General features: G+C 37.3%; 23 protein-coding genes. 1 reads left to right on the top strand and 22 read right to left on the bottom strand.

What is annotated here, in order from left to right:
- Positions 1 to 270: 270 nt before the first annotated feature.
- The 7 genes from OCV72_RS16085 to OCV72_RS16055 all read right to left on the bottom strand — a co-directional run bounded on the left by OCV72_RS16085 (position 271) and on the right by OCV72_RS16055 (position 11,008).
- Positions 271 to 3,939, bottom strand: coding sequence for a YobI family P-loop NTPase (locus OCV72_RS16085; protein WP_055055133.1), 3,669 nt, complete (start codon positions 3,937 to 3,939; stop codon positions 271 to 273).
- A gap of 173 nt (positions 3,940 to 4,112) precedes the next feature.
- Positions 4,113 to 4,496 carry a DUF6262 family protein gene (locus tag OCV72_RS16080; protein ID WP_055055132.1) on the bottom strand — a complete coding sequence of 128 codons (384 nt, stop codon included), beginning with the start codon at positions 4,494 to 4,496 and terminating at the stop codon, positions 4,113 to 4,115.
- The gene (locus OCV72_RS16075) at positions 4,483 to 5,979 is read right to left on the bottom strand and encodes a tyrosine-type recombinase/integrase (protein WP_055055131.1); all 1,497 of its coding nucleotides are present in this window, start codon (positions 5,977 to 5,979) and stop codon (positions 4,483 to 4,485) included. Before OCV72_RS16075 ends, OCV72_RS16080 begins: the two co-directional genes overlap by 14 nt.
- On the bottom strand, positions 5,972 to 7,717 hold the full coding sequence (locus OCV72_RS16070; RefSeq protein ID WP_055055130.1) for a tyrosine-type recombinase/integrase: 1,746 nt from the start codon (positions 7,715 to 7,717) through the stop codon (positions 5,972 to 5,974). The genes OCV72_RS16075 and OCV72_RS16070 overlap by 8 nt, the downstream gene beginning before the upstream one ends.
- A gap of 12 nt (positions 7,718 to 7,729) precedes the next feature.
- Complete coding sequence (locus tag OCV72_RS16065; protein WP_081021093.1) at positions 7,730 to 9,151, bottom strand: tyrosine-type recombinase/integrase; 1,422 nt, start codon at positions 9,149 to 9,151, stop codon at positions 7,730 to 7,732.
- A 579-nt stretch (positions 9,152 to 9,730) separates the two neighbouring features.
- Positions 9,731 to 10,162 carry a sigma factor-like helix-turn-helix DNA-binding protein gene (locus tag OCV72_RS16060; RefSeq protein ID WP_055172821.1) on the bottom strand — a complete coding sequence of 144 codons (432 nt, stop codon included), beginning with the start codon at positions 10,160 to 10,162 and terminating at the stop codon, positions 9,731 to 9,733.
- Between the two features lie 327 nt (positions 10,163 to 10,489).
- The gene (locus OCV72_RS16055; RefSeq protein ID WP_055055127.1) at positions 10,490 to 11,008 is read right to left on the bottom strand and encodes a nitroreductase family protein; all 519 of its coding nucleotides are present in this window, start codon (positions 11,006 to 11,008) and stop codon (positions 10,490 to 10,492) included.
- 126 nt (positions 11,009 to 11,134) lie between these two features.
- Here OCV72_RS16055 and OCV72_RS16050 point away from each other — a divergent pair, with 126 nt between their 5' ends.
- The gene (locus OCV72_RS16050; RefSeq protein ID WP_055055126.1) at positions 11,135 to 11,458 is read left to right on the top strand and encodes a winged helix-turn-helix transcriptional regulator; all 324 of its coding nucleotides are present in this window, start codon (positions 11,135 to 11,137) and stop codon (positions 11,456 to 11,458) included.
- 51 nt (positions 11,459 to 11,509) lie between these two features.
- On the opposite strand, the gene OCV72_RS16045 is transcribed toward OCV72_RS16050, so the two are convergent.
- The 15 genes from OCV72_RS16045 to OCV72_RS15975 all read right to left on the bottom strand — a co-directional run bounded on the left by OCV72_RS16045 (position 11,510) and on the right by OCV72_RS15975 (position 26,291).
- Positions 11,510 to 12,208, bottom strand: a complete 699-nt coding sequence (locus OCV72_RS16045) for a response regulator transcription factor (RefSeq protein ID WP_172677238.1) — start codon at positions 12,206 to 12,208, stop codon at positions 11,510 to 11,512.
- Between the two features lie 24 nt (positions 12,209 to 12,232).
- Positions 12,233 to 12,910 carry a hypothetical protein gene (locus OCV72_RS16040; RefSeq protein ID WP_207643087.1) on the bottom strand — a complete coding sequence of 226 codons (678 nt, stop codon included), beginning with the start codon at positions 12,908 to 12,910 and terminating at the stop codon, positions 12,233 to 12,235.
- Between the two features lie 80 nt (positions 12,911 to 12,990).
- A complete protein-coding gene (locus OCV72_RS16035; protein WP_155515242.1) occupies positions 12,991 to 13,140 on the bottom strand; it encodes a hypothetical protein in 150 nt (49 codons plus the stop codon).
- A 374-nt stretch (positions 13,141 to 13,514) separates the two neighbouring features.
- Entirely contained in the window at positions 13,515 to 14,288 is a 774-nt protein-coding gene (locus OCV72_RS16030; RefSeq protein ID WP_055055124.1) for an ABC transporter permease, read from the bottom strand.
- A 5-nt stretch (positions 14,289 to 14,293) separates the two neighbouring features.
- Complete coding sequence (locus tag OCV72_RS16025; RefSeq protein ID WP_055055123.1) at positions 14,294 to 15,103, bottom strand: ABC transporter permease; 810 nt, start codon at positions 15,101 to 15,103, stop codon at positions 14,294 to 14,296.
- Positions 15,096 to 16,022, bottom strand: coding sequence for an ABC transporter ATP-binding protein (locus tag OCV72_RS16020; protein ID WP_055055122.1), 927 nt, complete (start codon positions 16,020 to 16,022; stop codon positions 15,096 to 15,098). The genes OCV72_RS16025 and OCV72_RS16020 overlap by 8 nt, the downstream gene beginning before the upstream one ends.
- Before the next feature lie 134 nt (positions 16,023 to 16,156).
- The gene (locus tag OCV72_RS16015) at positions 16,157 to 17,074 is read right to left on the bottom strand and encodes a sensor histidine kinase (protein ID WP_055055121.1); all 918 of its coding nucleotides are present in this window, start codon (positions 17,072 to 17,074) and stop codon (positions 16,157 to 16,159) included.
- 5 nt (positions 17,075 to 17,079) lie between these two features.
- Positions 17,080 to 17,775, bottom strand: a complete 696-nt coding sequence (locus OCV72_RS16010) for a response regulator transcription factor (RefSeq protein WP_055055120.1) — start codon at positions 17,773 to 17,775, stop codon at positions 17,080 to 17,082.
- A 210-nt stretch (positions 17,776 to 17,985) separates the two neighbouring features.
- Positions 17,986 to 18,402 carry a 2-thiouracil desulfurase family protein gene (locus OCV72_RS16005; RefSeq protein WP_055055283.1) on the bottom strand — a complete coding sequence of 139 codons (417 nt, stop codon included), beginning with the start codon at positions 18,400 to 18,402 and terminating at the stop codon, positions 17,986 to 17,988.
- Positions 18,403 to 18,491: 89 nt separating this feature from the next.
- Entirely contained in the window at positions 18,492 to 19,400 is a 909-nt protein-coding gene (locus tag OCV72_RS16000) for a hypothetical protein (RefSeq protein WP_055055119.1), read from the bottom strand.
- A 126-nt stretch (positions 19,401 to 19,526) separates the two neighbouring features.
- Positions 19,527 to 21,740 (bottom strand): FtsX-like permease family protein, encoded by a 2,214-nt coding sequence (locus OCV72_RS15995; RefSeq protein WP_055055118.1) that lies wholly within the window; start codon positions 21,738 to 21,740, stop codon positions 19,527 to 19,529.
- 34 nt (positions 21,741 to 21,774) lie between these two features.
- Positions 21,775 to 23,610: an ABC transporter permease gene (locus OCV72_RS15990; protein ID WP_242858953.1), complete on the bottom strand. Its 1,836-nt coding sequence runs from the start codon at positions 23,608 to 23,610 to the stop codon at positions 21,775 to 21,777.
- Positions 23,611 to 23,734: 124 nt separating this feature from the next.
- Positions 23,735 to 24,502: an ABC transporter ATP-binding protein gene (locus OCV72_RS15985; protein ID WP_022268951.1), complete on the bottom strand. Its 768-nt coding sequence runs from the start codon at positions 24,500 to 24,502 to the stop codon at positions 23,735 to 23,737.
- A gap of 110 nt (positions 24,503 to 24,612) precedes the next feature.
- The gene (locus OCV72_RS15980) at positions 24,613 to 25,626 is read right to left on the bottom strand and encodes a sensor histidine kinase (protein WP_055055116.1); all 1,014 of its coding nucleotides are present in this window, start codon (positions 25,624 to 25,626) and stop codon (positions 24,613 to 24,615) included.
- A complete protein-coding gene (locus OCV72_RS15975) occupies positions 25,623 to 26,291 on the bottom strand; it encodes a response regulator transcription factor (RefSeq protein WP_055055115.1) in 669 nt (222 codons plus the stop codon). Before OCV72_RS15975 ends, OCV72_RS15980 begins: the two co-directional genes overlap by 4 nt.
- Between the last annotated feature and the right edge of the window lie 156 nt (positions 26,292 to 26,447).

Raw genomic sequence — 26,447 nt, 5'->3', positions numbered from 1 at the left:
CTTGCCATCTGCGGATCATGTGTTACCATGACAATCGTCTTCTTATATTCCGATGAAATCTTATTCAATGCATCAATTACAATTTTCCCTGACTTTGAGTCCAAATTTCCAGTTGGCTCATCTGTAAACTGTACCCCTATCCCCTTATGCCTTGAAAATAGGGGCTTTAACGGTATGTACATTTGTGTACTGTGTACACTTCTCTTCAGAAAAAGGCAGGGCTTTTATACCCTACCTTGATCTCCCTTAAATACTATGAAAAATTTTCTTTTATCCTTTGATTGCTTTTATCCAACACACAAAAGTACTCTTTTTCTTTTTTGTTTCCGTAACAGAATCATAGACTTCTTTTTCTTGTAATTTGTAACTTGTAATGTACGATACTTCTTGTAATCGTTTAGCAAGCCTTTGGCTTTCTTCGTTATTAGGTAATTCAACGCTATGTTTTTTACTTCTATCGCAAAATCCTGAATACCATTGTGAAAGTTCTGAAAAACAATTTTCAAAATCAGCCGCTTCTAAAATCGAAAGGTATTTAAACATCAACGTCTTTTTCCCTTTTTCATCTACATATTCCCAGGCTGCTGTAAATATGGATTTGTTAATCGTCATATTTGAATCAACTAAGTTTTCAGCAATTTTTGCAGTCATATAATTTTCTCCAAAAGCATCCAACAGAACTTCTGCATTAGAAAAATCGAGAATAGGCGAAAGCAATAGTGTTTCTAATAATGTTTTTCCCATTGGAATCTTTTCCATTACTTCCATATATTCCGCTTGATTATACAAAATAAAATCTGGACATAAATCAGGATAGACATCTTTAATTTCACCATATTTATTAACATCAAAAGGAATATATTTTTTCTTAATCAAAATTCCCACTTTCTGTCTCTCAACCTTCTCTATTGGAATATCAAATTCTAATTCCAACTGAGGTAATAGTTTTTCAAAAGCAGAATCATCAATTGTACTTGTAATAAGTTCTTCGGCAAACACTTCATTTAAACACTGATTCTCTAAAAATGTAAGTTGATCACTATTTGTTTCAATGTATTGAAGTAGTTCTGGCGTAATCTTATATCTGTCCCAATAACATTTGATATTCTCCCATTTCAGACTTACTTTTCCTTTATCCAATAACTCATCCCAAAGAATTTTCACGTCCTTATCAAAATCAGAATCGAACTTTCCACAGCATTCAGAAATATCATCTACGCAAAATTCTTCATGATTCACTAATTTCAAACAGATTTCGGTCTCTTCTGGAGCATTTTCCAACATTCTTTCTAACAAATCCATAATCTGTTCAACATCTTCCTTAGTATTATTAGGTGCTAATATAATTTCCTTCACATACTGTTTCAGATTTTCTTGTATGTATTTAATTAACGGTTCATATCCTAGTGAAATAATTGTTGTATAATTGCGAGTATCTAAACCGGAAAGCATTGTACCATCTTCAAATTCTACAATCCTACGTATCATCGTATCATTTAACTCATAGCGCTGATTTTCAAAAACATATCTTAAAACTTCCTCCGAAACATTTTCAATAGAAACATTCTTGAAAATAATTCCAAGTGTTTCAATTAAGGAAATCACCTTTTGATCTTGAATAGATGATAGCTGCTGTAATATATCTGGATTTTCCTCTATAAAGTCGCTCATCTTATTATTGTCATTTAATTCAAATAAGCGTTCTGTATCCACGTTATCAATAAGTAACTGTAAATAAAAAATTTTTCTTTCATATGTTATCGATATATCCTGGACAATATCATTCCACATATCAGGCCAACGCATTGCTAATAATTGAATCAATCTCTCTTTATATTGAGTTTGCTCAATAAATTCATCTATAAACTCCCAACTTTCCACTGTTCTATCAGATAATTGATCGATTAATATCATACGTTTTTCATTTTCATTCTCTTCAGACAATAAATATTCCAAAAGAATAAAATTGAAAATACTTTTTTGTTCGAATTCATACGGTTGTAAACGCTGTATAACCATTCCAACTTTTGTCAAGTTATAATTATATGGCAGCTTTTCCATATTTTTTACTGCCAGTATATAATTCATATCTTCTTTTGTAATGCTTGTCCCCTTAAAATAATTGATATAATTTGCGTATTTTTCATCAATGTATCCTCTTCGAAGCATAAATACGAGCAATTTATTTTCAGCCACTTTTTCAGATAGTACATTATGGACTCCAAATTTTTCTATCAACTTTTTAAGTGACCAGCCTGAAAGTTCATGTACATTCTTCTTCAAATCTTCAATTTCACTTTTTATTGAACTAACACCTTTTTCTCGAACAAATTGAAGATTTTTAATTCTCTTACTATACTTCTCAAAAATTTCCCGAAAATTATTTACAGTTTTTGATTTATCATACCCATCCCATGAATAATAACGAACAATAGGAGAATCTATACTATTTAGCATAGATAAATCAAATACATCCTCCATTATCTTATTCGTAGCGTAATGTTGCATATAATTTGCTTGTATTCGATAAGTAATTCCTTCCCAATCAACCAGTTCTCCCAGCATGGCTGTTTTAAGTTCTTTAACGTCTCTTAAACAAGCAGCATGATATTCTTTTAGTTCCTGTGTAAGCTCATTAACTTCATTCTGCCATTGCATACATTGTCTAGATATATATTTTTGCTTATCCTCAAAGGCTTGTTTCACAACTCCTCTCTCCATTTGAAGTTCGGCAAACTCCCGTGGATACAAATTTTTAAAAATAATCAATGCCATCATTGTTTCATCTGACAATTTCAGATCCTGGTCAGTGCGAATCGTTTCCTTATATACGACAAACTCATTATATATATTCTGTAAGATTCGCATATCTTCAACATATGGGGATACGTCTAATATAAATTCCTGTGAGATTTCATGAACAATCCCTTTCTTTTCAGATTCCTCAAGTTTTTGTAAAAAGATTTCCCCTGAATTCGTAGAATTTATAATTGGAATTACCGGAATAATAAATTCAAAGAATTTTGTTCTGTCTGTATCCGTAAATATATCATCTCTAATAGCATAAACAAAAACAATACGCCCTTTAATCCCGTCGTAGTTGTTCAATAATGTATTCAATTCCCGAAGATGGATAAAAATAGATGGATCTTCTAAGCGATCTAAATCCTCAAAAAATACAATTCTGTACTTTGTCTCTTCAAAGAAATATACAATTTCATCCATATTTTTATTAAATACAGTTTCCGCTACCGTTTCAGAATTTTTCACAACTGTCTCTGTTGGCAATTTTACTTCATTTACTTTAAAGCGAAACAGCACCAAACGATATGTTCGGGCGATGATTGCCAATATTCCCGCACAAAAAACAAGGAAAATACTATCCGAAACCACTGCTTTTAATCCAAATTTTCCACCTGCCTCTTCTATTTTTTCAATTATCATTTGAAAAGTATCTGGAAAAAATATAAATTCCGTCACTCCCAAAATTAAAAATATCAAAACCAAATATCCCCAGACACGTTTCCAATTAATTTTGTGTAGCTTCCGATATCTGCTCTGCGGAATCTTTTTATAATTGACTTTATAAAATAATTGCTTTAAAATTCCTAATTCAATTTCATCTTGTTTCAAAGAAATTTTCTTAGGATTCCCCTTCTCATCAGTTTCGTTTTCAACAAAAGTTGCCATTGAAACACGAAGTGATTTACTTCTAATAATTCTATGTTTTTTCAAATATGTATCAATGATACTACTCTTGCCCGCACCATATGGACCTGCTAGTGCAATATTTTTAACTTTCTTTTTCTTTATCGCCCAATGTAATGCCTTTAAATATTCAGCTCCATTTTCAATATCATCAATGGGCGCCAAATCTGTAAATTCATTTTTCTTTTTCTCTTGTATTCTATTATTTATTACTTCATGAATTTTCTCCAAAAGTGCTATCGTAAAAATCCCTCCCTCAAATTTAACTTATAGCACTATTGTATCATGAAATATTTGATGATACAAAATGAAAAAAGTTTTGCTTTCTCCTCTATTTTATCCCCACAACCACCAGCAGGCACGTCCTTCTCGCCCCTGCCAGCCGCTGATTATTTTCTTCTTCATTAAAAATTCTTGATCAGATTCAAGTCTCTTTTATTCAATGCTTTCCGCATTGCTTCATTTTCTTTCCGTAATGTCTCGTTCTCTCTTTTCAGTTTTGCTACCTGTTGCTCCAGCTGCAGGATACGGTTGTCCATTGCCATATCTAAAATCTTTCTTCTCTTATCTATCATGCCAGCCTGTAGCTGCAAGGCACGATCTACTGCCTTTCGCACTTCCGGGTTCTTATAAAAGAATCCTCTGGAGAGCCCGGTCTTTTGCATCAGTTTGGGAACGGTCACTTTATCCTCTTCTTCGATCATTTCCTGGATCGTCAGTTTTGCCCTCTGAATCTTCTCCACGCTCTGCTTATGGTTTACTTCCAGCATCTTGTCATATTTGCTCATACTCTTTCCCCCATCCTGCCAGATTCGCCCGGATCATCCGGCTCATCTCTGCTCTGATTTCTCTCGTTTCATCTGCGATGATCTGGAGGCTCATCTTCCGGTAAAATTTCACATTCTTTACAGATGTATGCCCCAATAGTTTTGCGATGGTCCAGTCATCCAGATGCAGTTCTGTTAAGCGGATACCATATACATGGCGGAACATATGCGTTCCAAATCCGAATAGTTCTCCATGATCGTCTCGCAAATCTTTTTTCTGGATCAGATCCATCACCTTGTTTTGAACAGTATTATACTGCATAGGTCTCTTGCTATTTTTCTCATCTACAAAAATGTAAACTGTATCTCCATACCTTTTCTTGCTATACTCTATTGCTTTTTCAATCAGCAATTCCAGTTCTGCACTGATAGGTTTCACAAAGGTAGTTGTTTTCATCTGCCGAATTTGGATCATAGGATGTCCGTCCTGCCGATACAGGCAGTCTGTCTGCAAGGTAAGGGTATCCGATATCCTTGTTCCTAACATCTGGTGGATGACCATAAGCCGCTCCATCTGCTCATCCAGTTCCGCAAGCGCTGCATTAAAACGAATCAGTTCACTATCTGAATAAGATTTCAGTTTCGGCTGCACCTGTCTGGGCAAGTCACTGGCCAAAAATAAAATTTCTAAATGTGGATACCTATATAATTTTCCAATGGTTTCCAGCAGTCCTCGGAGTCTCGTCAAATCCATTCGGTAATTATTCACGCCCTCCGCTTCCGTTGCAAGGTACGTCAGATATTCTTCCAGCAACTCCCGATTCAGTTCTTCTGCCGAATGGATTTGGGGATATGTTTCTTTCAAATATCTGGATAGTCTCCGGATGGCTGTCAACTCTTTGATGATCGTTGCAATCGCTTCATGATGTAAATGCTCATAAACTGCCTTTTTTGTTTCTTCCCGTAAGTCATCCTGGATAATCACTGTAAAATTCAAAGTCTGTACATTTTTAATCGGATTCTTTTTATAGGCAATGTCCAGATTCTCTAATTTCCAGATATCTTTCTCAATCTCATCCCGTTCCTCTTTGGCTTCTGTAAATTGATATGCCTTCCGCACATATGTGATGAGGCTCGATGGCACTGTCTTTTCTTTCCCATATACGTTGATTCCCTGCATGGTCAGTTTTTGTCCATGTTCCAGAATCCAGCTTCGGATTTTGAGCAGCCATTGTTCCCACTCCAGTTCTTGCAGCCTCTCTGCCCGGATGTGCTTATCCTTTACCATTCTGCAAAATCTCTGATAGAGCACTCGTTCCTGTATCATCGTTGCCAATGCACATTGTCGGCTCCGATTCTCAACAAAGGAACGGAATTCTTTTTGAAGCCCCTTTGTTGGAAGCAGTCCGAAATCAAAGCAATGGGATTCCTTTACCCTCTTTTTCTGGTTTTCCTCTGCTCTTGCATAGCAGTCCAAATCGATTAGATATAATTTTTCATCCATGGAACTCTCCTTTCATCAGTTCCGCCGCAAAGCTGTGGGTTTCTTCCTGGAAATATGCTTCACTGGCTTTTTCCAGTTTTTTCGGCATATAGTCCACATACTGCCTGGTCATTTCTTCATATTCATGCCCCAAGTAATCTCGTACCGCCTGGATGGAAATACCATTATCATAATAAAGCGTAGCCAGGTTATGGCGGTAATCATGGGATCTGAATATATATTCTCCATCTGCAATCTGATTTTTCTCACAGTATTTCAACATTTGATACCGTAATGTAGCATACTGGAATGCTCCACCTTTTTTGCTTTTAAACAGGTATTCTTCTGATCCGATCTGATATTTCTTTTTGTACACCTGCACCAGATCGTACAATGCTTCCGGAATGGGAATCCGCTTATACGTTTTCATTTTTACCTGATACACTTTCAGCCAGTAATCTCCATTCTTTTCTTCATAATCGCCACCTGTCAGGGTGCATACTTCACTTCCCCGGATTCCGGTACACCATAAATGCAGGAACATCAACCGCAGATGTTCCGGAAATTCTGCCAGCTTCGATAAAATTTCCGTATAGATTCTTTCCGGTACACTACGGTCATTGTGGACATGCACTTCTTTCTGCATATAATACACATGACGGAATGGAATCTTCTTCAGATATCCTTTGACTACAAGGAAATTGTAAAACTGCAAAATCATAAAGATTCTTCCATTTGCTGTTTTTTCACGTGTATCCTGTCTCTGAACGGATTCCAGATATCTCTGAATCTTCTCTGCCTCCACTTCATAGATTGGCTTTTCCTCTCCATTGAAGTGTGCCAGGAATGTACGAAGTTCCAGCAGCTTGATTCGAATGGTACTGATAGATAAATCTGTGATTCCAAACAGATACCGCAGATATTTTTGCAAAATCTTTTGATTTTCCAGGTTAGTCACCTCTTTAAAGGATACCGATTCCACAGGCTTACTTGGATTCATCCGTTCCCTGGAAAAATGGAAGCGTTCCAAAAACCACACACTTGCTTTCCAATGGATTTCTGGTGCCTGCAAAAATAGGATTTTTCTGCTCATCTGCAAGATACCAAACACAGTGCTTCTCTTTTTCCCTCGAAACTCTTCCGAAAGTTCCTGTTCAAATTGCTGTTCTTTGTCCAATGTCATGGTCTCAATATCAGCCACTTGATGTTTCACACAGAATTGGTAGAACCTTTGTAGTGCCAGCAGTTTCTCTTTTCTATAACAGCCTTGGTAGGTATGGATCACCTCTTTCAGTACTGTAAAAATCTGCACCTTCAAATTTCTTGGACATTCCAGGGTAAAATTCCACAACAGTTCTTTTCCGTCTTTACTTGATAGAAAGGATTCCGCAATCTCAATCTCCGGATAATGGGTAAGGCACATCCACTGTTCCTGATACTCTGTAGTATAGTTTCTTCTCCCTGCCAGTGTCTGCAGTTCTTCTTTCATCCGATGAATCACGATTCCATCAAATCCCCGCAAGCAGGTAATCGGTGCAAGAACGGTTTCGTTCCTTTCCAGATATTCTTCGTAGCGGACCCTTAGGACTGCGTCCATCTCTGAAATATCAGTAATCCCTTCTTCTATCAGGAACTTCTTTATCCGGTTTCGTATGGTTCCATTTACCTCTGTACAAGCATCCACCTGATCACAGATTTTTTGTTCCAGTGCTTCCCACTTTTCCTGATCTTCATATACATATAATTGATAAGCGGGCATGTTCTTCACCTCCTACAGGAGTTTCTCCACATCATAAAGGGCAGAATGTTTTGCATAATATTGGTCACTGGCTTCCATAAGCTGATCATCTACAAGGTTCAGATATTTGATGGTTGTGTCGATGTGCTTATGTCCATACGCTTCGCTGATCATTTCCAGCGGCCATCCGGCATCCCGCCTCATATTTCCGAAGTATCTCCGCAACATATGGGGCGTCGTATGGATGCCTTCTTCCCGATCCCATAACAGCTTCCGAAGTAATTCTGGGATTTTCCGGCTGGCTGCACACAAAATGGGAAGCTGCTCTGTATCTAGACGCAGATAGCGGACATATTTCCCATCATTACTGCAAAAACACTCTAATACCTCCTTTGCCGCTTCCAAGCGATTTCGTATCCACCTTGGAATACTTCGTTCCAGTTTTTCTAAAAGAAATTCCAGCATCTCTACGCCTTCCCACAGAGAAACCACACTATTTGTTGTATTACGGAACGTTTCCCGGATTCCTTTTCCAATTCGGTGTTCTGCACCAACCACATGCAATACGCCATACATGACTGTCCGTAGGATTCTTGCCGCTTCTTTCTGATGCTCCCGTTCCAGATAATATGCTATTTCCCGGATATCATCCATGCATAGATTTTTCCCAAACATCTGCCTTGCCGCTTCCGGTAACTTATGAGCTTCATCCACAATCAACGTCCGATAATCAGACAATAAAGGCTTGTATCCTTCTGCTCTGTGATATGCATCTGCCAGTAAATAGTTGTGATTACAGATTTGAATGAACACATCCTGTTTCCTGGATTCTTCCAGATATCTCTGATAGCGGCACATCTGCCTGCCCGGACATTCTCTTGGACAGAATTTTGGCACACAGACCAGCCTTCTGTCAAACCCGCTCAGATTCTTTACGCTATCCATATCATACTGTTTCCGCAAGGACAGTAGTGCTTCTTTTTGGGCAGCATTCTTCTGTTTATGGCGGATTGCTTCGATTCGTTGTTCCAGCCTATTATCACAGACAAAGTGTTCTTTCCCTTTTCGCACCACTGCCCGAAGCGGGGACTGAATGATTCCTTGCTCCAGCAGCACCCTGGACAAAAAGGGAATATATTCTGTTAAAATGGCTTTCTGCAATGCAATGCTGGAGGTGGATACCACCACCGGACGCTGTTCCAACGGATTTCCCCGCCCTGTCAGCATGGAATATTTCCGCAATAATACGCAGGCTACCAGATAGGCATAGGTCTTTCCAATTCCTACTCCTGCATCACACAAGGCAATCTGTTCTCCCAGCAGAGTATCCAGCATTTCATGGCATAGACGGATCTGCTCTTCTCGGACTGCCAGTCCCTGTTCCGGAAATAGCACCCGGAAGATCTTCTCCACTTCCTGGTGCGCTCTTTTTTGATATTCAACTTTATAAAACATAGTACTTCTTTCCGCATGGCGTTAATACCACAAGAATACGGCTGTGATATTTTCCCACAGCCGCATGTATCTGATATCAACGACACACTCTTTTTTGATTTCTTATCGTTTCTTCTTTTCTTTAGCACCGTATTTGTCCTCGACTCCCCGGCTGCCACACCACATCTATGGTAGGGAACATCACAGGCGGATGCTTCGCTTCGCACCGCTCGCAGATTTCCTGAAAGTCTTGCTGATTACAACTTAGAGTCCATCCTCTTCTTTTTTGAGAAGAATTTCGTATCATTATCCCCCTCCGATGATCCTGGCGAAAGACCTGCAAAAGTCCATTCACAGCTATAAGGAGTCGCTCAGAATGAGAACAGGCACCGACAGTTTTCTCACGAAATGATCCGCCATAGTCTTTGGACAGACCTTTCCATAACAATCCTGCAGTGCTTGTTCCCATCCGTCCTGGCGCTTATGCTGTCACGCTTCTATCTTTGGGAACGTACCTGTAATGCTGGTATGTGGTTGTCAAGGAACTGGGGGGCAATTACCCCTTTCATATATAGAGCCGATGAGATACCCCATTTTTCTTCACTTCTTCAAAACTTTTTTAATTTTTTTCTTCAATCGCTCAATTCGTGTATAAATGGTCTTTTCCGCTAGTCCCATCTGACCTGCAATCTCACGAACAGAAAATCCCCACATCTTCAGAAGTAAAATCTGCAGTGTTTTCTTATCCGACTCCAAAAGAACCTGTAACAGTTGCTCATTTTCCACACTGTCAAGTAACTGTTGAATATTAAGCACCACTGAAGATGGTTCTTCCAATTCCCTGGTGTATAATTCTTCTTGATTAGAAGAAAAATGTTCCCAGAATCTCCGCTCCGCATTAAAGTCCTGCCAGTCTAATTCACGAAGTCTTTGGATTACCTCTTCACTGACACCGGATTTTCGTAAAATCCGTTCCTCCTGCTCCTTCCACTGTTTCCATTTATATTCTTCTTTTGCTTTATGAAATGTCACCTTTCTTTTCCTCCGATCTGAATTTTTTTGAAATCAAATCGGAGTGGTGGTGATCTTGCCTTCTCACAGGCAGAAGACTGTATAAACCAGAGTTTGCTCCACAAAAAGAAAGATGCCGCAATCCTGTTTTGAATTGCGACACCACCAAACGCTGTATATGAAATTAGGTTTTTCCCTTTTGTAGCTCTTTCCGGCACATACACTACTCCTTTATGTCATGGAATGAATCCCATTCTTTACATAAAGAAGTAGTATACAAAATCAGTCTGTCAACAGACTGTCAGTTGTCTGTCAAATAACTGTCAGTTTTTAAAACTTACTCTTGAATTATAAATAATTATATGAAACTAACTCTTCCATAGGAATACGAGTAACAGAATGACGTTCTGGATCTGCTGGCGTTTCTTTTCCATAGCCAATGACCAATATGTTGATCGGTTCTAAATTGTCTGGTAACTGAAATTCTTGTTTGATTACATCCGGCCTAAAGAAACATACCCAAACTGTTCCCAGTCCCAATTCCGTTGCCTGTAACATCATGTGATCTGTCAAAATAGCAGCATCAATATCTGTTGTCTGTTTGTTATCAAAAGGTCTAGTCCACGCTTTTTCATGGTCTGCGCAAACAATAATTGCCAATGGAGCATGATATATGTTTCCTGCTTTTGCGATACAATCCAAACGTTTTTTATCCTGTACCACTAATAATTTAACAGGCTGTAAATTTGCCGCAGTTGGTGCAACATGGGCAGAAGCAAGTATCTTGTCCAGCTTTTCCTTTTCTACAGGTTTATCCTCATATGTTCTAACAGAATATCTTTTCTTTGCAGTATCTAATACATTCATGTTTCAATCTCCTTTTACTCTTGTGAATTAGGTCAACCTATACTATAATTATATCTGTAATAGTATATCAGACAAGAACGCACTATTTTGTAATATACTACCCAAAAAGAAAGTGAGAAAAATATTATGGAAATTACTCCTTGTAGTTTTAGTTGTCCCGTTGAGGCAACTATTCAACTCATCGGTGGAAAATACAAAGCTGTCATTTTATGGCACTTAATGGATAAAACATTGCGATACAATGAGCTTCATAAACTCATTCCAAAAGCAACCGATAAAATGTTAGCCCAACAGCTTCGTGAATTAGAAAAAGATGGCTTGATTAACCGTAAGGTTTATCCGGTTGTACCACCCAAAACAGAATATTCCTTAACCGCATTTGGAAAAACTTTAACCCCTATTCTTGATGAACTCTGTAAATGGGGTGAAAATTATTTGCTAAGAAAATAAATACTTCTTTAAAAAAAAGCAAGCCCCTATTACACTTTAGGACTTGCTCTTTTATTCCTGATCTGTTTTTAAAGAATATCCAACCTCTTTTACACTGATGATTATATGTTCTGCATTTACATCTACTTTTTTCAATTTCCGTTTCAATCGATGTACCATACAGTAAATAATATTTGCAATATCCCCATGTGGGTACTCCTGCCATACCAGCTGATAGATCTGACTGTATGTATATACTCTTCCCGGTGTAGACGCTAACAGATATAGGAAATCAAACTCCCTTTTTACAACGGGGATTCTTTTATGCTCCCATTCTACTGTTCTTTGAAGTGGAAGGATTTCCAGTTTCCCAACTATGACAGGAACTTCTTCTTTTCTTTCCGATTTCCACTCTGTATAGCGGCGGATCAATGCATATGCCTGCAGGCTGATTTCTTCTGTACACAGTTGCGTCAATACTACATCCGCTCCGGCCTGAATGATCTTATTTCGCATTTCAGAATGAGCCGGTAATAAAACAATCACAGGTGTTATCACCATCTTTCGGATGGTTTCTACAAGTTGGCATATGATTTCCGGTTCTTGCTTTACTGCAATTAAAATCAAATAATACGAGAACACTGTCAAATGAGAAAGGGCATCCTGAATATTTTTTGCCCGATAAATCTCTGTCTGCTGTTCCGGTAAAACCAAGCTTTCCCATAGCACTTCTCCTTCATCCGCAATTACTATAATTCTGTTTTTCTTCACACCCCCATCTCTCTGTTTCTCATATTACAATTCCTCCACATGATTTTCCGAATAATGATAAAAAATAGTTTCCAGTTCTTTACAACACCGGAAGAAATATTCACTACACGTTACATGAATGGTTGCCTCATCTGTCATAAGGCTCACTTTTTCAAAACATGGTCTGCCATCAACTTCCAGCTCCTGCAATTGATGCTCCATAATCCAATAAATATCTCCACTTCTAAATGGTCTATGAGAAATATAACGGTAAGAAAATCCTTTCTTTCCTGCATTCGAATTTAAGACCTGATGTGCATATTCCTCATACTCTCCAGGAATCGCTTCCCATAAGGGAATTACAGCTTCAGCAGTTTCACTTGCCCTTATCACTTTCAATATATCGCACATAACAAAAGGCGGCATGATGCACATATCTTTGATTTTACTGCGCGCAATGTGTCCTCTTCCATCATTCCCAGACCACTGAATCACTCTATCACAGATTTCATACCCTTCTGAGGATGAACTGAGCAGAATTACATTCATATAAGTTGACATTTCTACTATTAATCTTACGGCGCTTTGAACCTCGTTTTCTTCCATATCTTGAAACAAACTTTGAAATATATATTGTTTTGAGGTATCAGCAACAAGTTTTATCAAAAGCAGTAATTTTTTCTCTCCCAATGTTAATTCTTCTATTTGACAATTTTCTTTCATTTCCAAACCAGCAAGTTCCAACATCGCTTGAATTGAAAATGGATCATTTTTTAATGTGGGAAGATTAGAAAAATATTCCCTTACCTTTCTATCTCCCCCCCCCAAAAAAAATCAGTAATTTTTGCAAAGTTTTCAATTTTACAGTCCAATACAGCGGATAAAAATGAATATTTCTCTGCTTCTTTTTCTGTATCGATCACAATACCAATAACTTCATACTTTCTTTTCATTATAAGAACACCTCTTTTCTATAGCTTAATTGTAAAACACAAATGTCACAGAAATGTCCTAAAACAAAAAATATATTATAATACTTACAATTCAAATCATTTCAATCGAATCCACAATGTTGATCTTTGAGATTCTACGCAACGGAATTGCTGTTGCCAGCAAGCAAGCTCCTACTGCCAGCAGAAAGAAAACCGGATATACTATTAAGCAGATTGTCTTTCTACTGCCTGATGGTCCCATGACAGTGATAAACTCCCCCTGATTAACCTACATATTGATTCCTTGTAAACCAGGGTAGGTATTTCCTTTTGTAACATAAGATTTTTTCAAATCTATAACTGCTAAAATTTTTTTGTTATAATCGCCCATCACATCACCAGCCCTTTTTTCTAACTGCTTTTTTCTTTTTAACAACAGTCAATGTGCTGGGTTCTTTCTTTTTATTTGCAAGAATAATCACAGAAATCAAGAAAGTCAAAACTATTGTGATGAAAGCAGGGAAAATATGATAAGTATAACCATATTCCGCACCACAAGTAGGGTCTACTAAAATCATGCTTGCTTTAATTGGATAATAATTTAACAGTGTTCCTTCAAAAGTTCCGAAATATCCATACACAAAAGCTAGTGCAACCCCACCCAAAAAATTATTTGCCGAACAACAAAATAGCAAAATAATCGGCAAGACTGAAATATAAATCCCTATATTCGCCCCAGTAACACGAATAAACAGATTAAACAGATTGCCAAAATGCGCTCCCGGAAATCCAGCAATAATGTTGATTACTAATGCTACCACACAACCTATAAGGCTAAAGATGATTGTCAACAACAATAGAACCAGTAGTTTTCCAGAAAGCAACTGTTTATATGGGATAGGAATTGTTGATATATTCTTCATCGTATCGTCTGTATATTCCCTTGTTATAATATAACCTGCTATCAGTGCAATGATAATCGGAAAAAACAAGGTACAGTTACTAATCATAACTTGCTGCATAAAATAGTCAAATGTCCATGTCTGTCCACCGTTGGCTGTGGAATAAAACAGTGACAGCAGCGGCGAAAGCACTGTCATAATAATTCCGGCTTTTATTACGGAATAGCGTTTTAGTTTTATAAATTCAGTTTTTATTATATTTCCCATATCTTTTACCTCGTCCATTTTTTATAAAAGCGAATGATCAACCACAACGAAAGTATAACAGTAATTGTCAGAATAAAAATTGTATGGCAAGTAGTTGGTACAATTGCATAGGCTTCCGGCAAAAGATTGTCTTTTTGCAAATGATCCATCATTAAGCCGCTTGTCCAGTTCATAACACATATAACTGGGAAAGAATTTAAGAAAGCAATTTTTGCAGCACTTATAGATGTTCCAACCGTCCCCAGTATGCCCCAGTTAAAAATAGAATAAAAAAACGCAAGCAGGATAGAAAGCAAAAAACTTTTGTTAAAACAAATAATTAAAAATACAATCGGCAAAGAAGCTGCTACGATAAGAACTCCAAAAATAAGGCTCATAAATATCTTATAAGTCATACCGTAAACTATTCCTACATGAAACAGTTTACAAAACAACGCAACAGATAATGTGCTTGTCAGACAAAACGCAATGCTAAAAATAAAGAGCATAGAAATTTTTGCCATAATGAGTTGTGTATTTGTAACAGGAATTGTTCTAAGGTTTTTGGAAGTATCGCAATCTCTTTCTATAAAAAACAAAATAGCGGCAATGATACCAATTAGACATGGAAGCAAAAAAACCAAGCCATATCCCAACATCATTGTATAAACATAATCAAATCGGGTTTGAAGATAATGTTCCGTTGTATCTGCACCTGTTCCCGCCTTGGCCATATATGCCAAAATCAACGGAAAAAATAACGATAATGACATCAGTGCGTATAATAATCTTTTCCGCTTTAATTTCCAAAATTCGCATTTAATCAGTTTAAGCAATTCCCTCGCCTCCCGTCACACGCTTGAAGTAATCTTCAAGGCTTTCTTCACAGGTATGCGCCTCCGATACCTCCAATCCGTTTTCTACAAAGGCAGTTACTATTTTCCCCACAGGCAGATCAAGGTTGTGCAGGCGCAGATTGTGGTCGTCCTGTATAGAGAAATGGTTTTCATGGAAATTGCATTCCAAAATTCTTGCCGCCTGTGCAGTATCAGAGAGCGTAAAACGAATATGCTTACTGCTTTTTTGCTCCAACTCGGCAAGGCTTTCTTCTTCCAGCAATACACCGTGGTCGATAATTCCAATATCGTCAGCCAACAGGGAAATCTCTGAAAGAATGTGACTGGAAATCAGAATCGTTTTTCCTTTTGCGTTGCAAAGTTCCCGAATAAAGGAGCGCACCTCTGCAATGCCGATGGGATCAAGCCCGTTGATTGGCTCATCCAAAATCAAAAGCTCCGGATCGTGCATGACGGCAAGGGCAATGGCAAGACGCTGCTTCATGCCAAGGGAATACTGCGAAAAGAGCTTTTTATCTTTATAGGGCAGTTCTACCAAATCCAGAGCGTCTTTGATGGCATGATTGTTTGGTACACCCCGCAGGGTAGCAAAGATACGCAGGTTCTCTGTGCCGGTCAGATTGGGATAAAAGCCGGGGGACTCAATCAGGCTGCCGATACGGGGCAGCAACTTCTTTTCATTCCCCTGCAAAGGCTTTCCCCAGATTTTGACCTCCCCGGAAGTCGGCTTCGTTAAGCCCAACAGCATTTTCATGGTAGTGGTTTTTCCGGCTCCGTTTCTGCCCAGCAGACCATAAATTCTCCCACGCTTCACATGGATATTTAAGTCAGCCACACTCTTTTGTGAGCCGTATTGCTTCGTCAGATTTTTTGTTTCAATGATGTAATTTGTATCCATATTCAAAACCTCCTGTTCTATAAGGTATTCTATCACGCCAGTCTTGCATTAACCTTGCCGCAACCTTGCATTAACCTTGCAATTTAAATTCCGGCAAAATGACAAAGGTTCCCGCCATAAGGACGGGAACCCGCTTAAATCTCCAAGGGAAAAAGCAATATAAATTCAGTTCCTTTTTCCGGTACACTTTCAACTGTTATGCTTCCACCCATCTTTTCTACAAGCTGATGGACAATAGAAAGACCAAGTCCGCTGCCTTTTTCAGACCGTCCTTTATCACACTTATAAAGCCGTTCAAAAATGTGTTTCAAATCTTCTTTCTCAATTCCCACTCCATTATCCGCCAGCAGCAGCTCCATGTTGTTTTCCTTCTTCGATAGGGAAATTTTAATTTTGTCCGCATAACTGTGAGCGATTACATTTTGAATGAGATTATTGATGATCCTCATATAGCTATCCACATCCAGTCTTACCCGGATAGGCTGTTCGGGAATATCAATGTCATAATCGACCTGTTTATCCTCAAAAATAGGTATCCAATCGATCAGGATATTTCTTGTCAGCTCTGCGGCCTCAACGCTCTGGATTTCCAAAGCAAACTCGTTGGAATTTAACTTGAACCAATCAAAGAGTACATCAATATATTCTTTCAGATCGTGGGCTTTCCGACGGGCAGTTTCGATATAGTCCTCCCGGTCTTTTCCTGTGACAAGCCCTTTGTGTGCAGCATCCAGATACCCGATCAGAGTGGTAAGGGGCGTCCGAACATCGTGGGAAAGGCTCGTCATAAGCTGGCGGTTGGTTTCTTCTGTCTGTCGGACAATCGAAAGTTTGATTTCATAGGACACAACAATCTCATTGATTTCATAGGCAAGAGGGGCTACCAGTTCATTTGTTGCAGACAAAATACGCCGATTGCCATTTCCATTTTTTACATCAATCAGAGCATCGGTCATTTCTGCTATTTGCTTTTTTATGCGTCGAATGAGAACGATGGATGTTAGCACAGCCAAAACAGCAATCACAATGGACAAGAAAACGATAATTTTCATACCAGCTATACCTCCTTATTAAAACGGTAGCCAATCCCTTTGACCGTTTGGATATACTTTGGATTTGAAGTATTGACTTCCAATTTTTTACGAAGTCGGCTGATAATCGCCATAATATTACTGTCATCATAGAAATATTCTTCACCCCATACTTCCTCATAAATCTGCTGTTTTGTCAAAATTTTCCCCTGATGTTTTACACAGTACAAGAGCAGATCAAATTCCTTTGGCGGAAGTTCAAAAGTGCCATTTTCCGTAGTAACAGAACGATTTTCAAGGTCAATTTGCAGCCCATCAAATTCGAGTTTCTGTTGTGCTGTTCCATCCTGCTGATTAAAGCGAGTATAGCGGCGGATCAAAGAAACAATACGGGCAATCAGTTCATCCATATCAAAAGGCTTTGTTAAATAATCATCTGCTCCAGCCCGTAACCCCCGCACTTTTGAAGCACTGTCATTTTTAGAGGTAAACATTAAAATAGGCAGACTGCTCTCTTTCCTAATCTTTTCCAATGTTTCAAAACCATCCATTCCAGGCATCATTACATCTAGTATAACAAGCTGATATTGCTTTTCTTTTAATTTTTGTAATCCTGCTTTTCCTGTATTACAAAAATCTGCTTCTATATCTTCTAATAGAACACTGCGTTTAATCAGAAGACAAAGTTCTCGATCATCATCAATTATCAAAACATTGTGCATCTATTACTTCTCCTTCCAAAATGAGATTCCATTTCATTATAATTCTATATTTTAAAGGACACAAGAAATAAAATCAGATTGTTAAAAAGCAAGTTCCCATTCAGAAACCTGCTTTTTATGATTCTTTATGAAATTTTTCTATCTTTCCAAATGATATTATACAATTAAAAAATTCGAATTCGTTATTTGGATCAACAAGAAACGGAAAACTTATATTTCTTCGACATCAATAACCTTATATCCCCTTTGTTTTAGTTCTTTTGCAAACAATCCCATTCCCCCAATTAGTTTCCCAGTAAAGCTACCATCATATATCTGATTGACCCCACAAGTCGGACTTCTGGATTGCAATATAACGAGGTCAATATTTTCATTTTTAATTTTCGATAATGCGATTGATACTGCTTTATCATATTCTAAACTAACGTCATTTCCGGTTTCATCAACTACTCTTCCATTCACAATTTCTGCACAAGGTCTAGGAATTTTCATACCTGCTAATACTTCCGGGCAGATAGAAATAACTTCTTTATCTTTCAAGAAATTGATAGCTCTTATATTTACGTTGTTTTTCCCATTGTATTTACAGTTCGATCCCATAATACAGGCACTAACCAATACTTTCATATTTATCCCCACTTTTTTCATCCTGAATTCAGAAACTATCAGTTATTCAACAATGAACAACTTCCTCTTTTTTCCGTTTTTCGTTATATTTATAATTCCTCCACATCATTTTTTGCATAGTCATAAAAAATTCTTTCCGCTTCTTTACAACACCTGAAAAAATATTCGCTGCACTTCACATGAATTATTGCTTCGTCTGGTATAAAATGAGCTTCTTCAAAGCACCTGCTACCATTTATTTCCAATTCCTGTAATTGATGCTCCATAATCCAATAAACATCACCGTATCGGAAAGGTCTGTGCGATATATATGGATAATTAAATTTTTCCTTATCTGCATTTGAATTTAATACCTGATATGCGTATTCTTCATATTCTCCCGGAACTACATTCCAAAGTGGTATTGCAATATCTGTAGTTTCATTTTCTTTTATCACCTTTATAATTTCCTTCATAATAAAGGTAGGCATGATACACATTTCTTTGATCTTATTTCGTGAGATATGGAATTCGCGATTATCTATTGTGTTATTATCAGGCCAGTAAATCGTTTTGTCACAAATTTCATATCCATACGTTGATGGGCTAATCAAAATGATATCCATATATGTTGACATTTCTATAAGCAATTCAGTAGCACATTTCACTTCTGACACCTGCATATTCTGAAATAAATTTTGAAGTAGATATTGTTTTGATGTATCAACAATAAGAGTTATCAATAGTAGTAATTTCTTCTCACCAATTGTCAATTCTTCAATTCGATAATTCTCTTTTGTTTCCAAACCTGCCAGTTCCAACATTGCCTGCATCGAAAATACATCATTTTGAAATATGGGAAGAATAGATAGATAATCTCCTACTGTTCTGCTTCCATTGTAAGTTATCTTATCAAAATCTTTAATTGTACACCCTGTTATTGCTGATAAAAACCTCAGCGTATCGTTTTGTTGAATTGCATCAATAACCAATCCAACAACCTCGTGATTCTTTTTCATAAAGGACACCTACTTTCTATAGTCATATTGTAAAATACAAATGTCACAGAAATGTCCTAATCTCTAAAAAATATTGTATTTTATTACATTCTTTTCTGCTACAAACATAGAAGAAAAAAATGAGGATTATAAAACTCTATATGTCAGATTCCTTTTGAATAAATAGTAGGTTGCAGAAAAATAGCCCACTAAAATGATTGCAAATGAGACATATACCCCACCACAAATCTGTAAAATCTCTGACATTGTAAGGTAAGCAATAATCTCTTTATAAGAATTATAAATGAGAAAAACCAAAGTCCCCACACTTCCGACTACAGCGACAGCAACAGGTAAGCCAAACCAAAACATCATCTGTTGACGAATGTATCGGTTCCGAGTTCTTTGATCCACCCCCATTTTTTCAATTATTTGAAATCTCTGTTTTTGCTCAACTGCATCTGTCATCTGTTGGATAGACAGCATTGTCAATCCCATTACAATTAGAACCATAGCACTATATGAACCTATTAGTGACAATAACAGCATATTGGAAATGCCTTCATTTTCTTGTATCGTCTGTAGACGGATATACAATTGTTCTTCTGAAAATCTATTCAAATTTTTCTGATACATTTCCATATCCTGTTCAAACAATTTTGCCGTTTCATACGGAAGGGTCTTCTCTGTATTTGCAGCAAAAAATGTTACTGCTAAAGGTAGTTTCCGACAATACTTGTCTGGAATAATATATACTCCTTCTGTCTTGCTTGTAAAAAGCCCGATTCCCTTTTTTTCTTTATAATCTGATTTTTTTGCCTTACTAAGAATTTGATTTTCTACTTTTATCTTTTGCTCTGCTTTATCAAAATTCCGAATCGTTTTTTCCTGTGTTTTGTGCTCCCACGCAACTCCATATTCATCTTCCTTTAATTGAATTTCCGGGAGATTAGATAATTTTCGGATTGCGTTATAATCCGATACAGAAACAGCTAAAACAGGAAATTCATTTTTCGATTGTAATTTTTCTTCTCCTAAAGAAAACAGCTCAACTTGTGCTTCTAAAGTAATAGGATATCCTTTTTTCTCTAGATATTTTTTTATATACTCATAATCCAAGGTTCCTGTAGGAAAATTTTTTAAATCTGCTGTATACATCGTTCCCAGCTGCACATCAAAAGCGGACATTACCTGCTGATAAGAATGAATACGCACAGCCATTATCGGGAACCATACAAACAACACAATGGCGGCTAGCATTATTACCGTAATAATTCCCATTGTTTTTGCGCAATTCCCTAATCGGCTTTTCAATTGACCAACAAAAAACAAATTATTATAATGAATACAACGATTTTTCTCTGTTGCTTTTATTATAATCCATGTTAAATTACCAAAAAAACTTATAACAGCAAAGAGAATGAAAAACAATGCTATCAATGGAGGCATAGTAACATAAGCCTGTAATGCAATTCCTTTCTGCACCAATGTTTCAAAAAAAGAATTCAGCAAAAGTAAGAATATTCCATTCAACATGCAAGAAATTGTAAGACAAAGTAATGGAAGACTCCCTGTTTTCTTCTTTCTTCTGTCTATGAAAAACCAACAAACAATCATGCAATTTCCCAAAGCAGTTATGATTGTCCCACCAATTTTCATCCATGGAATAATATTTATTTTCTTTATAGATACAATCGGAAAAATCATTGCTAAAATCACGACTGATAAAGCTACCACACACCAACTAAACTTTCCAAACTGTTGATGAAGATTTAAAATTTGTGTACCTTTCTGGCTATTCTGAAGCATGTCAATAATTTTCATTTTTCGTATGATGCGAACATTTTTTAAACCAGTTATGAAAAAAATAATTCCAAAAAAACATACCGTTCCTAATACAGTATCTGGAAATAGCATAAAATATAGTTTAAATTCTTGTTTAAACGCCTTAAGTACAGCTGCATTAATGAGTTGAGATAGCATGGTACCTGATAAAATTCCTAGTATAAGAGCGATTGCCCCAATCATTACGTTCTCCAAAAAGAAAATCCATGCTACTGTTCTTTGTTCCATACCAATAATTGTCTGAAGTGCAAACTCTTTCTGCTTTCGCTTTAGCATATAACGGTTTACATAGGAAACTAAAAAAAGTATCAATATTCCTACCGCCGGAACAGCAATCCTCATAGCTTTATTTAAAATTTCCATGTGAATACTGATTGGAAGCATATTACTGTAGTAAGGACTCGCAATAGAAAAAAATCCATAAAACATTGCTACCGACAAAACCAAAGTTATCATATAAATGAGATAATCTTTTGTAGATTGTTTCATATTTTTCAATGCCAGTTTTAAATACATACTTCTATGTCACCTCCCTGATCTTACAATTCTGTCATTTATAAAATTCCTTTTTTAAGACAGCATATTGAAAAACGGAGGTTGTAGCCCAATAATACAGCAAATAAATTCCGCCAAATACTGCCAATGTAACGATTCCATATGTCAAGAACAAATTTTCCTGCAAGATTGCTTCTCCAAATACTTGATTTGCTCCTGCAATCAAAAATATCATCATAATCATTGGAAGAATCGCTGGAATGAAAAACAGAATCCCTACTTCTTTTTTTATAAGGCATCTTCTTGTTTTTTGTGCCACTCCCATTTTATCCAAGATCTGATAATTGCGTCGATTGTAGTCTATTTTTGAAAGTTGTTCAAAAGCTAATATCGTAGAAGATAAAATAATAAAAATAATGCTTAAATATAAACCGCAAAAAGAAATTGCCGCAAATCCAGTTAAAGAATTTTCAACGCCCCATGCCTTTACGGTTACGCCCATTGTTACCCGTTCTGGTAAACTTTTTCCATCTTGAAGCTCCGGTGTCCATGCATTCGGGTCATGCAAAAACTTCTTCAATTCGTGTTTTAACTCCGGATATCCTCCATTTTCCAATTTCATAACTAAACGAATTTTTTCACCGGAAAGCTGGTTTGCCACTTGATCAGGTACTACCAGAGCATATCCTCTTGTACCTGCCATTTGATATTGTTCCATGGGTTCTGTATGAATTGCTGTTTCTGCAATTTCAAGAACATTTCCAGCTAATGTAATTTTGCTTTTCTGCTCTAACGCTTTTTGAATCTTCTCTACATAATTCCATGTATCACAGTGAATGAAAAATTCATTTGCAGACAGGCTTACAGGCTTTAATCCAAGCATACAACGTAAATGATTATAATCGGATAAGGCTAGGGCTTCCACCGGATACGTATCTGTTCCATAAAGATAATAAATCAGTTCATCTTCTACCTTGCATTGCTGTCTGGTAAATTCTATCATTGGCTCCATGGATTTTTTCGTCAGCGGGGCATCCAGGGCAACTCCCGCATCATACGGATAATACGCTTCCATATTCGCCTTATATCCTGCTCCCATAGAAAGACCTGCAAACATCGTACTTAAAGATACCGTTAAAAGGATTGCGATAATTGCCATAAGCTTTCCGGCAGAATCTACTTTTCTTCCAATCTGTCCAAAATAAAACAGGTTGATGTCCTTATATTTTCTGCGCTTACTTTTATTCAAAAGTCTTAACAGCAAAATTGGTAAATTACGATACATTTCGTATATTCCTGTTGCTGTCAAAATCACAGCGCCAGTCATCCAAAAATAGAATACATTGGTTTGAACTGATAATCCTTTTGCCAGGAAACAGCCTCCGGTAAAGATACATAAGATGGATAAAATAATCAGCGTAATATGAAATCTTAAGGAATGCTTCTTTCCGTTTTCGTTTTTCTGATGATCATAGAGCATATCTACAATTTTACGTCTGCGGATCACCTTTGCTGCACGTAGTATTCCGATACCGTACATAAACATAAAAAATATAAAAGCTGTTGCAAACGCCTTTATGGAAAAAGAAATACGATAGGCATGTGACATCTCAAAAATATGATTGATGATCTGCACCAGCACTCCGGAAAGTCCAACTCCCAAAAAAGTTCCTATAAAAAATGCAGCCATTCCAATCACACCATTTTCAATAAAAAACAGTTTTTGAATATTTGAAGTTTCCATACCCAGTAACTCATAGGTGGCAAATTCCTTTTTCCGTTCTTCCAGCATAAAGCGTATTGCATAGCTGATTACAAAAGATGCAATCAATGCTACAAGAACGGACATTCCCAATATACCTGATGTCAGCATGGATATATTTTCAGACATAGTGAGAACCTCTTTTGAAAATCCAAGCGCTAGAAAGGAATACATCATAGCAGCAGTCAAAGTAATGGTAACAAAATAAATCACATAATTTCGTATGCTTTTTTTCATATTTTGTATTGCAAGCTTAATATACATCACTTACCCCGCCTCCCATCATGGTAAGAACATTCAGAATCTTATCAAAAAATACCTTCCGGGTGTCCTTTCCTTTTAAGATTTCCGTAAAAATTACGCCATCACGCAGGAACAAAATCCGATTGGCATAGCTTGCCGTAAACGCATCATGTGTTACCATCAGAATGGTGGCTCTCAGATTTTCATTCATACTCTGCATGGTGGATAAAAGCATCTGAGATGAATGGCTGTCTAAGGCCCCTGTGGGTTCATCGGCTAAAATCAGCTTCGGATGATTGATGATCGCTCTGGCACAAGCGCATCTCTGCTTTTGACCGCCGGAAACCTGATAGGGATATTTATCCAAAATATCGGCAATATTCAGACTTTTCGCAATCTCTTCCACTCTCGGCTCGATTTCCCTGACCGGAATGTGGTTAATGGTCAACGCCAGGGCAATATTCTCACTTATGGTCAACGTATCCAGCAGGTTAAAATCTTGAAAAATAAATCCCAGATTTTCTCTCCGAAACTTGGCAATGGCCTTTTCTTTAATTTCGGTTACATCTGTCCCATCCAGATAAATATGCCCTGCGCTTACCGTATCTATAGTGGAAATACAGTTCAGCATCGTTGTTTTTCCGGATCCTGACGCCCCCATAATACCTAAAAACTCACCTTCCTGCACCGAAAAATCAATATCCTGAATTGCTTTTGTTACATTACCTTCATTTCCATAAAATTTTTGAATATGGTCTAACTTTAAAATTTCTTTCATGATACTTCACCTCGTCTTTTGATATTCTGATTGTAACGGATTTCTGCCTGTGTTTGTATCAAGTTTTCTAACAAAATTCTAACAAAAATGTAAGAAATGCAGGGCTTTTCTTAGCCCTGCACCTGATGAATAAAATGATTGATTTGAAAGGATAGGATCATTGTCGTTCCTGTCTCACCTGACTGGGCGGCAATTCCAATTCCCAGCTTATCACAAAGTCTTTTGCAAAGATAAAGCCCTATACCGGTTGCATTTTGCCGGATACGTCCATTTTGCCCGGTAAAACCTTTCTCAAAAATACGGGGCAGATCATTTGCACAGATCCCGATTCCATGATCTTCTACAAAGAGAAAAATCTGATCTCCCTGCACCTTGGTATAAAAGTGCAATACGGGATGCTCCCGGCTGTATTTTACAGCATTGACAATCAACTGATCCAGAATAAATCGGAGCCATTTGTCATCCGAATAAACCGTCAGTTCACTCTCTTCCGTCTCTAAGGCAACCTGATTCTGCAATAAAAGATACTTGTTATCTGCAATCGCCTGATGCACCACATCAAATAACCGGATTTCCTGAACAGAATAATCCTTTTCCGTATATTCACTACGGGCATAATAAAGCGCCTGTTCTGTAAAGCGATTGGTTTTTTCCAGTTCCCTCATCAATTCTCTGGTAAAAGGCTCTTTATGATTTTCACACAATAGTTTCATTGCAGTAATCGGTGTTTTGATTTCATGAATCCACTGCTCAATATATTCCCGGTACTCCTGTCTCTCCCTTGCTACTGTTCCAATCTGTTCCAGCATAGATTTGGACGCCATTTTTAAGAGTTGAAAATAAACCTGTTCTTCGGCATGTTCCGGTTCCGGAAGCATCTCTGACAACAAGTATTTTTCTTCCAGTCCTTCTGCCATCTTTACTAATCTATTTAATCTCCTTTTTCGCTGATGATAGGTAAACGTCAGTACACCAGCCAGTAACATCGTCCAGATGATAAGAATCACTGCAATACTATCTACATTATTTCCTACAAAGAACAGAAAAACCGATAACAATACCATACAGACGATATTGATGATGAAAATAGGGATTTTGTCTTTCCAATACTGTTTTCCATTCATAATGTGTACCCCTGACGGTGTTTCGTTTTAATAAAGTCTTTAACGCCAATCTTTGATAGTTTTTCTCTGATACGTCCAATATTTACACTCAATGCATTATCATCTACATAGAGCTGATTGTCCCATAAATATTCAATCAGATCTGCTCTCGTGCAAATGGTTCCGGCATGTTCAAATAGATAGTACATAATCTTCAGTTCATTTTTTGTGAGTTCTGTTTGTTTTCCTTCCGCTTCGATTGTTCCAGTCTCTAAAGATAAAGAAACTCCTTGATAAGTCAGATGTCTGCTTTGTGTATCAGGATAAGCACGTTTCAGCAAGGAAGCAATTTTTGCAAGTAAAATGGCTGTGTGATAGGGCTTTGTGATAAAAGCATCTCCTCCAAGCATAATACTGTTCAATTCATCCATATCCGTATTGCAGCTGGTAACAAAGATAATCGGAGCCTGTGAAAAACTCCGAATGCCAGAACAAATGGTAAACCCATTTTCTTGCGGTAATTTAATATCCAATAAAATCAGATGTGGATTTATTTTTCGCACTTGTTCTGTTACATCAGAAAAATCTTCAATAACAGAGGTGTGATATTTATTTCCCTCCAGTACTGTTTGCAGTTCTTTACGGATCACTGGATTATCTTCAATAATTAAAATTTCTGTATTCATAACAATCCTCCTAAACTGCATTATAACATAATGCAGCTAAAATTGGAGCAAGTTTCCCTGCTCCAATTCGTTTCCAAAAATGAAATTTTAAATTCCACCACCACATTTGGTGGTGGAATTTACTCCCGCACAGTAAAGGTTTACTCTTTCATATAA

Origin of the sequence: Dorea amylophila (assembly GCF_025567265.1) — a bacterium.
Taxonomy (GTDB): domain Bacteria; phylum Bacillota; class Clostridia; order Lachnospirales; family Lachnospiraceae; genus Dorea_A; species Dorea_A amylophila.
The sequence above is the reverse complement of the archived record's forward strand: the minus strand, read 5'-3'. Positions and strand labels throughout refer to the sequence as shown.